We start from the raw sequence: 14,262 nt of genomic DNA, 5'->3' as shown, positions 1-14,262 counted from the left end.
GCGTATGCGGAACAAGGAGGTGCGTGATGCCAAACTCGAGGTTGTTGTGGGCCACCAAGGAGGAGCTAAGTCAACGGTACGCCTTGATGGATCAGATGATGGAGGCGCAAGGGGTCGATGTCCTTGCGGCGATACGCGTGGATGGCGGGCTTGCCTTTATCGAGGCACGCGCCAAGTGCCGCTACTGTCAGCATGCTGGGGTATGCCGCCGCTGGCTGCTCGGTGACGGGGGAAGAAGGGCCGCGGATTTCTGTCCCAATGTCGCGTTCTTCCGGTCTTGCCCTAGACTCGACAGCTGAGGGCGCGCGTGCTCGGCACTAGTACTGATATCCAAGTCCGAAGATGACCTTCTGAGTGTCGACGAAGTAGTCGTCCGCTTGGTAGTTGGCATATTTGGCTTGCGCATAGAAACCGTCGCGCAAGGGCAGGTAGGAGTAGAAGTCGAACTCCGAGCCGTAGTCCAGGTTCTGCACCGCGGAGCGGAACTCGTGGTATTGGGCCAGGAGCAGCAGCCCGCCAAAATAGCTGAACGGGCCGCCGATGTTCGTCGGCACCTTGTACTTCGCCTGCGCGTAGAAGTCCTGCAGGCCCGTGGGCGGGATGACCAGGAAGACGTCGGCGAAGCCGTTGAAGACATGTCCCGTGGCAAGGGGCGTCTGAAACGCAGCGACGCCATTGTCGCTGCCCAGCAGCTCATAGACGAGCGTGCCGGTGAACCCGGCTTTGCTTAGACCCTGCTCGACGCGCACATAGTCCGCATCGTAGTCGACCGGGGCATCCCCGTAGCTGATCTGGTGCGCATACTCGAAGCGATAGTGGTAGTCGATGCCTCCGGTCAGCCCCTGCTTACCCTTGAGAAAACCGCCGAAGCTTGCGTTGGAAAGCGGGTCGAGGTCGTAGAGATCCGTCAAATACGTGTAGGCCGTGAGCTTGCCGATTGAGAGCTCGTCGCTCTCGGCATGGATCAGATGCACGTTCGAATTGATGTTTCCGGCCGGCGAACGGTCGCTGAAGATGCGGTTGACATTGCCGATATAGGCGTAGAGCAGCTCCACCCCGGGGAGCGCCGTGATGGTCGCCTTGGCACCATCGAAGGTCTGGTCGTTCTGACGCCAAGCCACCGAGCCGACATAGCGGAGATTGTCGAGGTTCTCCAAATAGCGGCCGCCGAGCAGCACCACGCCCGGAATGTTGTACGACTCTAGATAAGCCTGATCGACTTCCGCGGACTCGACGTCCGCCACGACCGGATACTGGGTGCGGCCGTTGATCGTGTTGTTGAAATCGTTGGGTCCAAGCTCGAGCACGAACTCTCCCTCGACGCCCGCCCGGAAACCATGGAAGAAGCCGGACTCGATGCCGGTCTTGTTGCGGATTGTCGAGGCGCGCGCGTTCTTTGGCTTGTTGCCCTGGTCCACATACTCGTAACGATACCGGGTGTCGGTCCAGAACCTAGCGTTCAAAAAGCCCTCGTGCGGCGGCTGGTAGCGCGTCGGCGCCCCTTGTTGCGGATTGTAGGTTGCCTCCTGGGCAAACGCCGTAGCGCCGAACGCGACGACGGATGCAAGTAGTACGCATGGTCCGGCCACGAAATACCGTACTCTCGGCCGATGATCCGAGGGCGCCTTCACCTGCTGACGCCCGCCGGCACGGGAACGACCTCGGCGGGCTTCCCGGCTTCTGCCGTCTTGCGCCTCGTGCCCGAGTCCGACGGGCCGCCGCGTTCGATGTCGTGGAGCAGGCCGCCGCGGCGGGTGTAGAACCACCACGTGACCGCGATACACGTCGCGTAGAAGCCCAAGAAGCCCCACAGCGCGAGTTCGGGTCCGCCGGTCGCCGCAATCGAGCTACCGTAGGCTTTGGGGATGAAGAAGGCGCCGTAGGCCGCAACGGCCGAGGTAAAGCCGATGATCGCCGCGGATTCCTTGTCGGCGTGGCGTGTCTGTTCGGCCGCGGACAAGCCGGGCATCAAGCGGCCGACTTCCTTGCGCATGATCGCCGGGATCATTTGGAAGGTCGAAGCGTTGCCGACGCCTGTCGCGAAGAACAAGAGCAAGAACATCGCGAAGAAGCCCCAGAATGCATTAGGCTGATCCTTGATACCTAGGAAGAAGAGGACACCAGCGACCGCGGCGATCATGACCGTGAACACCCAGATGGTGACGCGCCCGCCGCCCCAACGGTCGGCGATCCATCCCGTCGCGGCGCGCGACAGAGCGCCGACCAGAGGTCCCAGGAAGACCAAGGGCAGCGAGTTCACTTCTGGGAACTGGGTCTTGGCGAGAAGGGGAAAGCCCGCCGAGTAGCCGATGAATGAGCCGAACGTGCCCGTATACAGCCAGCACATGATCCAGTTGTGCTTCCGCTGGAAGATCACCGCCTGCTCGCTGAACGACGCTTTCGCCGAAGCGATATCGTTCATGCCGATCCAGGCAGCGACCGTGGTGACGAGCAGGAACGGTACCCAGATGAATCCGGCATTCTGCAACCACAGCCGTGTGCCTTCCGACGTGGTCTGCGGCTCGCCCCCCACCACGCCGAAGACGCCGGCGGTAATCACCAGGGGCACGACGAACTGAACGACGCTCACGCCGAGATTGCCGAGACCGGCGTTGAGCGCCAGCGCGTTGCCCTTCTCCTTTTTGGGGAAGAAGAAACTGATATTGGCCATGGACGAAGCAAAGTTACCGCCGCCGAAGCCGCACAACAGTGCGAGGATAAGGAACAGCAAATAGGGCGTATCGGGATTCTGCACGGCGTAGCCGATGCCGAAGGCAGGTATGAGCAGTGAGGCGGTTGTCAACGCCGTCCACAGTCGGCCGCCGAAAATGGGCACCATGAACGAATAGAAAATGCGGAACGTCGCGCCGGAGAGGCCTGGCAATGCCGCCAGCCAGAACAGCTGATCGGTGGAATAGGTGAAGCCGATCGCCGGGAGTTTAGCCACGACCACGCTCCACACCATCCAGACCGCGAAAGCCAGCAGGAGCGCCGGCACGGAGATCCATAGATTGCGCCGCGCGATACGGCGCCCTGTGGTCTCCCAGAACGTCTCGTCTTCAGGGCGCCAGTCTTCGATCAGCCCATGGTGCGGGCCATGTTCCTCGTGGCTGTGCGCGTGCTCGAGCTCGGCGAGGGGCGGCAACTTGGCCAGCACGTCGCCGGCGGCGCGCTGCTCCATGTGGCGAATGGAGAAGTGCATCCAGGCGAGCGAGACGGCGACGATCAGGAACAGCAGCATGAAGCAGCTCGTCCAAATACTGGTCAGATCGGCCATGATACCGAAGGCCAGCGGCAGCACGAAACCTCCGAGGCCGCCGATCATGCCGACCAATCCGCCGACCGAACCGACATTATTGCCGTAATAGACGGGGATGTATTTGTAGACCGCGGCCTTGCCGAGCGACATGAAGAAGCCCAGAACGAAAATCGTGACCACAAACGGAATCAGATTCATCTGCGTCGAGAAGGAGATCGGTCCCTTAATGCCGTGGATTACATAGTCCGTTTGCGGGTAGGACAGCATCAACAGGCAAACCAGCGAGACCCCAAAGGTCCAGTACATGACCGTCCGCGCCCCGTAGCGGTCGGATAGATGCCCGCCATAGGCACGGAAGAGGCTTGCAGGGATCGAGTATAATGCCGCGAGCATGCCCGCGGTTTCGATGTCGAGCTTGTAAACGCCGATCATGTAGCGGGGCAGCCACAATGCGAGTGCCACGAACCCGCCGAACACGAAGAAGTAGTACAGCGAGAACCGCCAGACCTGCTGATGCCGCAGCGGCTCCAATTGGGCCAGCAGCGAGCGCGGCTTCTCATTGCGGGCGCGTCTGGCCTTGATCTCTGGGTCGTCGTCGGTGGCGAGCCAGAAGACGATCGCGGTGATGGCCAAGACGGACGCCCAAGCCACGGCGACCATCTGCCAGCCGAAGGCGACGAGCACGAACGGGGCTACGAACTTCGTGACCGCCGCGCCGACATTGCCGGCGCCGAAGATGCCGAGCGCCGTTCCTTGTTTCTCCGGCGGGAACCACTTGGACACATAGGCGATGCCGACGGCGAATGAGCCGCCTGCAAGCCCGACGCCGAGAGCCGCGACGAGCATCCACGGATAGGTGGTGGCCAAGGAGAGGAGGAAGGTGGCAGCAGCGGCCGACAACATGGTCAGGACATAGACGACACGGCCGCCATACTGGTCCGTCCAGATGCCGAGCAATATGCGGCTGAGCGAGCCGGTCAGGATAGGCGTCCCGACAAGCAAGCCGAATTCGGTCTCGTTCAGACCGAGATTTTCTTGGATGCGTACACCGATGATGGCAAAAATCGTCCACACGGCGAAGCACACCGTGAAGGCAACCGTCGAAAGCCAAAGAGCCCGGTTTGCCCCAGGCGTCGAACGCGTCGTGGTCATCTCGGCACTCCCTGCGAACTGCTCGGGAGTACCCGGTTTTGACACACGATGGACACGAAAGCCCCTGTGCCGCAGTCGGCTGTCCCGATGCGTGTCGTTTTCTCGGATCCCCTGTCTGGCTCGCGGCGCCCCATAACGGCGTGGTGCGCCCTAACTCACCCTACATTGGCGTCCAAGGGTGGTCGGCCGTCCCGACGGGCGGCTGGGGGGAAGGCCGCAAACCGCAAGGACACGCCATGTTCTCGCTGTTATCGCCAGCCCGGCCCGGCGGAACGTTGACGCAGCGCAAGCTGGCCGACGATCGGGTTGGACAATGCTCGTGTGGGTGATGCGGCAGGGAAGGCCGGGCAGTGCGGTCCCGCAATCGCCGATAAGGGACCTATGGATTTCTAGCATCCTGGATCGTTGCGCTTGCCAGCAGAGTTGCGACATGGGGCGTGTGGCCAGGCTTGCTGCAACCGACAGCGTAAGGCGAAAGGCTGCGACGAACATTTTAGTGCATCGAGGTCGATTAAAAAGTCGACGGCACGGCTTCAGACGCGCTTGGAGCGACCTGGATTTGCCTTCACGAGCAGCTTAATCGCTTCTGAAATCTCATCTTCGCTGAGGGTTGCAAACCCGAGTCGGAAGGCCTCGGGCGCCTCGGCCGGCTTCGGGGTGAAATGAGCTCCCGGAAGAACAGAAAGACCAAGGTCGGCGGCGTTCCGAGCCCAGGTTTCAGCGTGGAAGCCTGGGTTAAGCCTCAACCAAATCGCAAGCCCGCCCGCCGGAAGGACAAACTCGGCACATTTTGAGAAGTGTCTCTTCAGCAACCCATACAAGTAATCTCGGCGCGCGTGATAGACGCGGCGCGCTTTTCGAGCATGCCGTCGGAGCGTACCGTCCGAAATTAACTCGCTGAGCGCGAGTTCTAGAAAGACATCTCCTTGCCTGTCGATGGCCTCACGCCTATCGCTCATACCTTTGAGAATTCCAGGCGGCGCCACCGCGTAACCGATCCGAATGCCGGGCGCGAGAATCTTCGATAGCGATCCTACGTAGACCACAGATGCATCACGCTCAGCGTGAGCCGCCAGGGGTAACACAGGGTGTCCGTCAAAGCGGTATTCATGATCGTAGTCGTCCTCGATTATGGTCAAGCGATACCGCCGGGCTAGTTGTAAGAGACGCAGTCGCCGCGCCGCGCCGAGAGTGGTTGTCGTGGGGTATTGGTGATGCGGAGTTACGTACACTGCCTTGAGGCTAGGCTCTCGGGCAGCGAGCTGCTCTAGTCTATCAACGTTGATGCCGCCATCGTCCACCGGAACCGCCACTACGCTTGCACCTGCCGCACGAATTGCGGCCCAGGCGAGCGGGTAGCCCGGCGATTCAACGGCAATCTTCGATCCGGGCTCAGCGACAGCTGCAGCAGCGAGGTACAAAGCCATCTGGCTCCCCCGCGCAATCAGTACGTCATCGTAGTGGAGTGTTAGACCGCGTTCGTTTGTCAAGTAGTGGGCAAGCGATGTCCGGAGCGCCTCGTTACCGCGCGGGTCACCATACGCACCGTCAAGGAACACCGGTGACTTCAAGGTTCTGCGAAATGCTCTGCCTAGTGCAGTAGTGGGGGCAATCCGGGGATCGGGCAAACCATCCGAAAGGCTCAGGCCTCGGCTATATTGCTTGGTAGCGTTGGGATGACCTGTGGCAGTGGTGTCTGCCAGAGAGCGCTCGCGACCGAAGTCGGGCAAATCGTGCGCAACGAACGTGCCGCGAGAGGGCTCCGTTACAAGCCAACCCTGCATGGTGAGCTCGTGATAAGCGGCATCGACCGTGTTGCGGTTGAGCAGCAGACTCTTCGACAGCGCGCGGGTTCCGGGTAGGGGATCACCGGGCTTAAGCCGCCCCCTCTCGATTTCAGCAATGATTGCACGAGAGAGTGCAAGAAAAATGGGTTCGCGTCCCTCTTGCTTCACCTCGATTGCTAGTGTCGCGCCTTTGCCCACTTGGTGCCGCCCCTTCCATCTGACTGACCGTCGCCGCACTAGTTGCCGGCTGAGGCATCTCTTGTGGCAGGCGAAGTCCAAGCCCGAGAATCAGCTGAAGAACCGGCCTAGACAGTATATCGAATCCGGACCTGCAGGATAGGCCGGTTAAGAGATATCAAGAAGAGCCTGATGCCAAATGTTCCCGGCCAAGCTGGGGCACTCAGGCAATTCAACTGGAGTGGCTTTCGGTTCCGTGAACCGAATCGCTAGGGAGGAAAATCTATGAGAATGAGTTTCGGTGTGCTTGCCGGCACCGTCGTCGCATTGACGATGGGCATGTCTGGTCAGGCCTTTTCAATGAACTCCGACGAGGAGCAGCTGAAGCGTATGGCTGATCCCGACCAGTGGCCTGCCCCTGGTCGTGACTTTGAGCTGACGCGCCACAGCACGCTCTCAGACATTACGACCGATAACGTCAACAAGCTCCAGATGTCTTGGGCCCAGGGCACGAACGCCCTTCGTGGTCACGAGGGTCAGCCGCTTGTGATCAAGGACGTTGGTGGCAAGACCATGCTGTTCATGATTTCGGGTTGCCCGTCCATGGCCAATTGTAACGTGGTCCAGGGTCTGGATCTTTCGGATCCCGACAATCCGAAGCAGGTTTGGTCCTACGTGAAGAAGACCGACCGTGACGAGTCGGCTGTGCCGCGCGCTTGCTGCGACACCGTCAACCGTGGCGGCTCCTATGCCGATGGCAAGTTCGTTTATGGCACTCTCGATGGTTTCGTGATTGCCCTGGACGGCCAGACCGGTAAGGAAGTTTGGGTCGTCAAGTACGCCTATCCCGAGAAGGGTGAGACCATCACGCCGGCTCCGTTGATCGCCGACAACAAGGTTATTATGGGCTTTGGTGGTAATGAGTTCGCCGCTCGTGGCCGCGTTGCCGCCTTCAATCTGGCGGACGGTTCCGAGGCTTGGGTGTGCCACAGCACGGGTTCCGACAAGGACGTGTGCCTGACGCCTGAAACCAACAAGGCCAACCCCCATTTTGGCCAGGCTGGTGAGGATCTTGGTATCAAGACCTTCCCCGGTGAGGACTACAAGATTGGTGGTGGTGCTGCTTGGGGCTATGTCTCCTATGACCCCGAGCTGAAGCTGGTCTACTACTCGACCGGTAACCCCGGCCTGTGGAGCCCGTCCTATCGTTGCCCCGATAAGACCCATGAGGAGTGCAACACTGGTGCGTTCGACAACAAGTGGTCGATGACGATCTTCGCTCGCAAGGCCGACAACGGCGACGCTGTCTGGGCCTATCAGATGACTCCGTTTGACCAGTGGGACTATGACGGCATCAACGAGAACATTCTTACCGACATGGACATCGACGGTAAGAAGGTGAAGGCTCTCACCCACTTCGATCGTAACGGCTTTGCTTATGTGCTCGACCGTACCGACGGTACCCTTCTGCGCGCCACGAAGTACGTGACGACGGACTGGGCCGAGAAGGTCGACATGAAGACTGGCCGTCCGATCAAGGTGCGTGACCATTCGCCGCTCGAAGTTGGCCGCAACGTCTCGACTTGCCCGTCCGCGATGGGTGGTAAGGATCACCAGCCTGGTTCGGTTGATCCGAAGGAGCCGAACATCTTCTACATGCCCACCAACAACTGGTGCATGGAGCTGGAGCCCCAGGAGCGCACGCACACGAACCAGGGCACGGTCTACGTGTTCGCGAACGTGTACATGTATCCTGAGAAGCAGGGCACGACCGGCAAGATCAAGAAGTACGACGTCCTGACGGGTAAGACGCTCTGGGAGATCCCGGATCCGTATCCGAACTGGGCCGGTACGATGGTCACTGACGGTGGTCTGATGTTCTACGGTTCGCTGGGCGGTGACTTCCGCGCTGTCGACCGTAAGTCCGGCAAGGTTCTTTGGAGCCGCAAGCTGGGCTCGGGCATCATCGCCAATCCCATCACCTACAAGGTTGGCGGTAAGCAGTATGTCGGCGTGTACTCCGGCATTGGCGGCTGGATCGGTCTTCCGGTCACCGCTGGTCTGGACCTGAACGATAAGTTCGGCGCCATCGGTGCCACGGCTATGACTAAGGCTGCTGGCCTGAATCATATCCCGCAGGGCGGTACGCTGAACGTCTTCCGTCTCTACGAGTAGAGTCTCCACCAGTCGTGCTCGATGTTCACGAGGCGTCGAGCACAACTGGCTCCCTAGCGCCCGGTGCCGGAAGGCATCCGGGCGCTAGTTGGTGCCTGGAGCGTTGGCACTGATAAGATTGGTACCAATTGCCAACGAGCTAGCCAACAGGTTGTACGACTGAGAGGTGCCACTCGGTGAGAATCAGCAGTATGCATCATGAAGCAGCTGGCCTGCAGAGGAACGGGGCTGCTTCACTCTACCGATCAGTGTCAGCCTTTGCCTTGGTCATGCTGATTTCGATCCTGTCCCAAACGACTACAGTGTGTGCACAGGACGAGCGCCATGTTCCGTGCACAGAGGACGTGGTCCTTGTGTTCGATGCCTCTGGTTCCATGTCGGGTAATGGCTGAGGATACGGCAGCGAAAGTGCTCACACGGTTAGCCGCATAGATCGGGTGAGGTCTGCGCTCGAAAAAGTCTTGCCGAATGTCACCCGTTTCCGCCGCGTGGGCCTAGTGACCTACGGGCCAACACGGACTTCGGGGCTGCCAAACCAGTGCAACAACATAGAGGCGAGCTTGGCGCCAACCGCAGATGCCGACGAACAAATTTTGACAATTGTTAGGGGCCTGGTGCCCGCTGGTGGCACACCATTGACGCGAGCCGTCGAGGAAGCCGCTTACCTGCTCGATTATCGCAACAATCCCGGCGTCATCGTCGTGCTAACGGATGGGGAAGATACGTGCGGTGGGTCCCCCTGCGACGTGGGCAAGGCACTCCACGCTGATGCTGAGCAGCTGACGGTTCATGTCATTAGTTTGCGCGTGAGGGGATTGTCTTGGACGGGAGAGGCAAGCATCGTCCAGACGCGGTGTTTGGCTGAACAAAATGCCGGTCTGTATCTCTCTCCGGAGAGTACTGAGGAGCTGGTTGAAGCGCTTGAGAAGACATTGAGCTGCCTCAATGTAAGTAGTGTCAGCAGCCGCAACGGGTTCACCGCCAATCACTAAGCGGGCTTGTCGTGCAAAGCCCGAGAGCGGAGATGCGGATAGAGACTTCAAGTGGGAGCCGTCGAGGTTGGAAACGTGATTGACCGCAATTGTTCAGAACGCAGTGCGATAGCCGATGGAGCGATATCTGAAGAACACTCATCGGCCGCGAATGGAAAGAGGGAGATAATCGCGCAGGAACTTGCGCGAGACGGAGTTTCATTCCGAACCGGCAATGAGATGCGCTCGATATTGGGCACCGAGATCCTGAATGCGTGGTCGGCATTCGCCGCAAGCTGGGATGACCTCGGCATGGATTCATACATGGCTGACGGTGGCCGCTATAGGCGTCGGCGGTTTGCCGTATTCACCGCCAAGGATGGGTTTGTCCAACGCGCCACCCACCAGCCGCACTACCAAAGTCGCGACTACAACCCCGTGAATGGCGGCTTAGAACGCTGGTTCCTGCCGATGGAAACCGCCACGGTTGAGAACCACTTTGCACGGAGACTACTTGGCTGCTGCACCATGCTTTTTGACTTATATGCCGGGCAGGAAGATTTGAGCTCCCGCTGGCATATCGAAATGCATCAGTTTCGCATTGAGGCGACTGCAACCGAGACAGGATCGCCAACGCCGGAGGGGGCCCATCGTGACGGTGTCGATTTCGTAAGCGTCATGCTGATCGACCGGATCAACGTCTCCAGCGGCGTAACGCAGATCTACGATCCGTCTGGCAAACCATTGGGAGAGTTTACCTTGACCAATCCGCTTGACACAGTGTTTCTGGACGACCGTCGTGTCTTTCATGGTGTTACCCCGATCAGGCCGCTGGACCCGACAATGAAGACCTTCCGCGATGTCTTGGTGCTGACGTACCGTCGGATTTGCAACTAGTCTCCCACCATCCGACCGCGGAGTCGATTTTGTCTTGGCCGCCCGTTCCGCCTCTTGTCTAACACCACCGACACCGCTCATTGCGTATTCACGTCAGCCGCTACTGAGCCAAATGCTCTAGCGAAAAGAGGTGCTGGGTCTTCGCCAGCGGTGCATGGCATGAACGGCAGGTGTTTAGATCTTTGTTGAGACGTTCGCCATCGGAAGCGAATATCGCAAAGTCCCAATCATCGTTTTGCAGCTCCTCGGGAAATTTTTCGCCCCATCCCTCGCCTTTCTCCATCACTGCAACGGCGGCCAACTTGTCACGCACTCGGCGCCCGAGAGAGCTGGTCATGACATTACCGTCATCGTCCTTCTTGGCCTTATATACCTCGCCCACAATGACCGACCCAACGGGGAGCTCACGCCCTTGTTTCGCGGCCTCAATCGCCACATCGTTCGCAAACAGGCGAATGATTTGATCGGGGTTCTGCACCCGATCGAGACTCAGATAGTTCTCGAACTGCGTTTTGTAGTCCCTAGGAAACGAAATTCGCTCTTCATCGGCGCTTGCCATGCCTGCTGCTAGCACAAGTCCGAGCGCGAACGCGTAGCCCTTGCGTGTCATGAATACCTCCCCATCTCGATCGCCCCGCAGTTGCTCTGCGGTAATAATAGGTATCTATCATACTTATTTTAGTGCTAAGCATTCAAGGACGTTCTGGAGGGTCAGACTTCGCATTCTGACGAGGAACTTTTCCTATGAATGGAGCGGCCAATGAGACTTACCCGACATTCTGACTATTCTCTGCGTGTGCTGATGTACCTGGCAGCGTTTCCCGACCGACTGGCGACGGCTGAGCAGATCGCAGCTGCGTACGATATCTCGCACCATCACATCATGAAGGTCGTTCAACGGCTCGCGCGGCTGGGTCTTATCGAGACGCTACGGGGACGTAACGGCGGTATTCGGCTGGCTCAGCCGCCCGAGAAAATCACCATCGGTGAGGTTGTTCGAGCGACGGAGGAGGACTTCGATCTTGTGGAGTGCTTCAGAACGAAGACCGCGTGCTGCATCACGCCGGTTTGCCGTCTACAAACTGCGCTGCGTGATGCGCTGGGAGCGTATCTGGGAGTTCTCGATGAGTGGACGCTGGACGAGTTGACGATCAGTTCGAGCGGTCTTGCAGATTCTCTCCGGCAGCACCTTGCCGTCAGTCCAGGTTGATCTCAATGCATGTCCTGCGCAGCGGATTGATGGCTGCGGCATTGGCCGACAACGCCTGTTGAGTGCGTTCCGTCTCGGCGCCGTACAAGGGCAGGGGCGAGCTGTCAAATACTGAGGGGAACTAGTCATTTTTCAGCTAGTGGACATCGCAGAGAGGTTACTCTCGGAGACATCCGAGGCCATTCTGTATGCAGATCAAGATGGCGTTATCCGGCTGTGGAACGGTGGCTGCGAGCGCATGTTCGGATTCGCAGAGCGGGAAGCTGTTGGTCGGCCGCTCGACATCATAATCCCCACCAACCTGCGGGCACGTCATCGGCAAGGCTACTCAAACACAGTGCGGACCGGCGTCACGCGCTACGCTGCGGGAGCATTGCTGTCCGTGCCTGCCATAAGGAAGGACGGGGCGCGTATTTCGATTGAGTTCTCTATTACCCCATTTCGGAGTGCTGAGGGAAAGATTGTTGGTATGGCAGCTATCATCCGTGACGTTTCTGAGCGGTTTGCCGAGATCAAGAGACTCAAAAGGCAGCTTGTCAACTCAACAGCACCTGATTGAACGAAGGGCGCAAAACGCATGGAGCGCGGGTTCTGGAATATCTTGGTGCCAGCGGACGGGCCGTAGGTCGAGCCCGATAGTGCCCGGAGTCGCCTTGATCGCAGTGTGGTCACTAGTTTGAACGGAGAGGGACACTGGTTGGTAGGCACTCATGTGCTGGAACGGATTGTCACCAAGATGTGGTGGTTAGTCTTCTAGGTCCGATCGAAGGTCTCGCTCTGCAGCGCTACGTCTTAGGCCGCCCGGGCCTAGTCATCGAACTTCACTTTCGATGCTGCGGGCACCGAATCGCCAGTTGAAGTAAGTGAAGTGTTGGCTTGGCGCCACAACTGGGCCCGGCCCGCCGAGAGCCGCTACCCCGCGACGACACTCCTCAGTCCTTGAAGGGCGATCTGCAGCAGTTCGCCCTCGGTTTGCGCCGAACAGACAGCGTAGACTGGATAGGAGATGCTGGGCGCTCCGGGAACAAGGTGGAGCTTTCCGGATTCGAGATGCGGCGTCACAAGCCGCTGGCGGAAATATCCGCAGCCTCCTCCCTCGAGAATGTAGTTCAACCCAAGAAGACCGACGCCTCCGATGACCAGCCCGGGATTGCCGATTTCAGGGAAGGCCATGGCATGGTGGCTCGCGAACTCTGCGCCCCAGTCGACATAGACATAGTTCTCGGGCGGAAAAGCCGTCATGTCTGGATCTGTCGTTACGAGAACGAGTTTTTCTTCCAGGAGGAGTTCGACACGAACACCCGGTCGGTTTTGCGGTGCGTACAAGATGGCGAGATCGAGTACGCCATTGGTGACCTGTTCCATTAGCGACTCCGGCAGACCCACCTGTACGCGAAGCGCAATTTCCGGTGCCGTTTTGCGCATCCAGTGCAGCCACTCCAGCATCCATGGGTGCCACAAGATCAACTCTCCGCCAACGGCGAGTACGGCGCGGTGTCCCGGCGGAACCGCGACCTGATGACGAGCACGCTCCCACAGTTGAACGAAGGTGGGCGCATAACGCAGAAACTGCTCGCCGGCGGGCGTGAGTGAGGCTCCGCTCTTATTGCGGACGAAGAGTGTCCTCCCGAGCTTCTCTTCGAGTGAGCGGATGCGAGCGCTGACTGTTGTCTGGCTGACGTTAAGCTGCTCGGCGGCGCGGATGAAGCTTTGAGTCCTCACAATCGTAAGGAACGTTCTCGCCAGTTCGATGTCCATTGTCGAAGGGAACTCCTATTGAGCAAAATTTCTGCAGCAAAGCACCGATTATATTCGTTTGTCTTGCGGAAAAAAGTATTGTCATTAAGTGGTTCGACAATGGGAGGCCGGTGCCGACCGGTTCAAAATGATGTTCCACAGCCGACTGTCCTCGTCCCCGTGCTACTCAGATGTGATCGGAGACAATGTTGTTCCGGCTCATGCGCCGGAGGACCTACAGCGTTGGCGGAGGATTCACCGCGACCGGCTGATTGGCGAGCGGCTGGATGTTAGCCTAGCTGTTCGGGACCTCTATGCGCGGCAGATAACCGAGAAGCTCAATCAGTTTTTCCCCAATCTCGCGAAACTGCTCGTGAGCGGCTATTGGCCTTGCAACGGCGAGCCGGACCTCCGACCATGGCTGAGTTCCGTTAGGCTGAGATGCGGTCACGTCGCTCTTCCGGTGATCGCCAAAAAGCACGCGCCTTTACAGTTTCGACTTTGGTGGCCTGGCGCTCCGATGGAACGCGGCATTTGGAACATTCCTCATCCAGAAAAATGTATCGAGGTTAACCCCGATATCGTCGTCGTGCCGCTTGTCGGGTTCGATAACGCAGGCTACCGGCTTGGCTACGGTGGCGGCTATTTCGATCGCACCCTCGCTGCGGCCCCAAACAGGCCGCGCATTGTCGGCGTGGGGTACGAGCAATCCCGCCTTGAGACCATCCACCCTCAGTCACACGACATTCCTATGGACTTCATCGTTACGGAATGTCGGGTCCGCGAATTCAATCGGTAAGTGCAGCCAGGATGACCTCTGCACAAAAAGCAATATTTTTGCTTTGAAGTACGAATTAAATTCGCTTGCCGGAGGCTAATTGCTGGCGCCAAGCTGCG

11 protein-coding genes and 1 pseudogene are annotated in these 14,262 nt (G+C 58.9%); 7 read left to right on the top strand and 5 right to left on the bottom strand.

Going from position 1 to position 14,262, the window contains the following annotated elements:
• Window positions 1-26 precede the first annotated feature (26 nt).
• The gene (locus DCY11_RS16110; RefSeq protein ID WP_045365375.1) at window positions 27-299 is read left to right on the top strand and encodes a DUF6455 family protein; all 273 of its coding nucleotides are present in this window, start codon (window positions 27-29) and stop codon (window positions 297-299) included.
• Between the two features lie 18 nt (window positions 300-317).
• Here the strand turns inward: DCY11_RS16110 and DCY11_RS03930 are convergent, their stop codons facing one another.
• The 3 genes from DCY11_RS03930 to DCY11_RS03920 form a co-directional block, all read right to left on the bottom strand.
• Window positions 318-1,463, bottom strand: a complete 1,146-nt coding sequence (locus DCY11_RS03930; protein WP_208430505.1) for a hypothetical protein — start codon at window positions 1,461-1,463, stop codon at window positions 318-320.
• 164 nt (window positions 1,464-1,627) lie between these two features.
• The gene (locus tag DCY11_RS03925; RefSeq protein ID WP_108681332.1) at window positions 1,628-4,411 is read right to left on the bottom strand and encodes an MFS transporter; all 2,784 of its coding nucleotides are present in this window, start codon (window positions 4,409-4,411) and stop codon (window positions 1,628-1,630) included.
• A 533-nt stretch (window positions 4,412-4,944) separates the two neighbouring features.
• Window positions 4,945-6,396, bottom strand: coding sequence for a PLP-dependent aminotransferase family protein (locus DCY11_RS03920; RefSeq protein ID WP_108681331.1), 1,452 nt, complete (start codon window positions 6,394-6,396; stop codon window positions 4,945-4,947).
• Window positions 6,397-6,666: 270 nt separating this feature from the next.
• Here DCY11_RS03920 and DCY11_RS03915 point away from each other — a divergent pair, with 270 nt between their 5' ends.
• The 3 genes and pseudogenes from DCY11_RS03915 (at window position 6,667) to DCY11_RS03905 (ending at window position 10,418) form a co-directional block, all read left to right on the top strand.
• On the top strand, window positions 6,667-8,550 hold the full coding sequence (locus DCY11_RS03915) for a PQQ-dependent dehydrogenase, methanol/ethanol family (RefSeq protein WP_245409436.1): 1,884 nt from the start codon (window positions 6,667-6,669) through the stop codon (window positions 8,548-8,550).
• Between the two features lie 413 nt (window positions 8,551-8,963).
• A pseudogene (locus DCY11_RS03910) lies at window positions 8,964-9,542 on the top strand (VWA domain-containing protein); the annotation flags it as partial.
• 51 nt (window positions 9,543-9,593) lie between these two features.
• Window positions 9,594-10,418 (top strand): 2OG-Fe dioxygenase family protein, encoded by an 825-nt coding sequence (locus DCY11_RS03905; RefSeq protein WP_244462687.1) that lies wholly within the window; start codon window positions 9,594-9,596, stop codon window positions 10,416-10,418.
• 100 nt (window positions 10,419-10,518) lie between these two features.
• Here the strand turns inward: DCY11_RS03905 and DCY11_RS03900 are convergent, their stop codons facing one another.
• Window positions 10,519-11,028: a cytochrome P460 family protein gene (locus DCY11_RS03900; RefSeq protein ID WP_108681329.1), complete on the bottom strand. Its 510-nt coding sequence runs from the start codon at window positions 11,026-11,028 to the stop codon at window positions 10,519-10,521.
• Between the two features lie 150 nt (window positions 11,029-11,178).
• Between DCY11_RS03900 and DCY11_RS03895 the strand changes: the two genes are divergently transcribed.
• Both DCY11_RS03895 and DCY11_RS03890 read left to right on the top strand, forming a co-directional pair.
• The gene (locus tag DCY11_RS03895; RefSeq protein ID WP_045365387.1) at window positions 11,179-11,628 is read left to right on the top strand and encodes an Rrf2 family transcriptional regulator; all 450 of its coding nucleotides are present in this window, start codon (window positions 11,179-11,181) and stop codon (window positions 11,626-11,628) included.
• 139 nt (window positions 11,629-11,767) lie between these two features.
• Complete coding sequence (locus DCY11_RS03890; RefSeq protein WP_244462688.1) at window positions 11,768-12,187, top strand: PAS domain S-box protein; 420 nt, start codon at window positions 11,768-11,770, stop codon at window positions 12,185-12,187.
• A gap of 353 nt (window positions 12,188-12,540) precedes the next feature.
• Here the strand turns inward: DCY11_RS03890 and DCY11_RS03885 are convergent, their stop codons facing one another.
• Window positions 12,541-13,386: a LysR family transcriptional regulator gene (locus DCY11_RS03885; protein ID WP_045365397.1), complete on the bottom strand. Its 846-nt coding sequence runs from the start codon at window positions 13,384-13,386 to the stop codon at window positions 12,541-12,543.
• Between the two features lie 172 nt (window positions 13,387-13,558).
• On the opposite strand from DCY11_RS03885, the gene DCY11_RS03880 reads away from it, so the two are divergent.
• Entirely contained in the window at window positions 13,559-14,164 is a 606-nt protein-coding gene (locus DCY11_RS03880) for a 5-formyltetrahydrofolate cyclo-ligase (protein WP_045365400.1), read from the top strand.
• Window positions 14,165-14,262: the final 98 nt, after the last annotated feature.

It is taken from the genome of Methyloceanibacter sp. wino2, from assembly GCF_003071365.1.
In the GTDB taxonomy this organism is placed as follows: domain Bacteria; phylum Pseudomonadota; class Alphaproteobacteria; order Rhizobiales; family Methyloligellaceae; genus Methyloceanibacter.
This window is presented reverse-complemented; position numbering and strand designations above follow the sequence as displayed.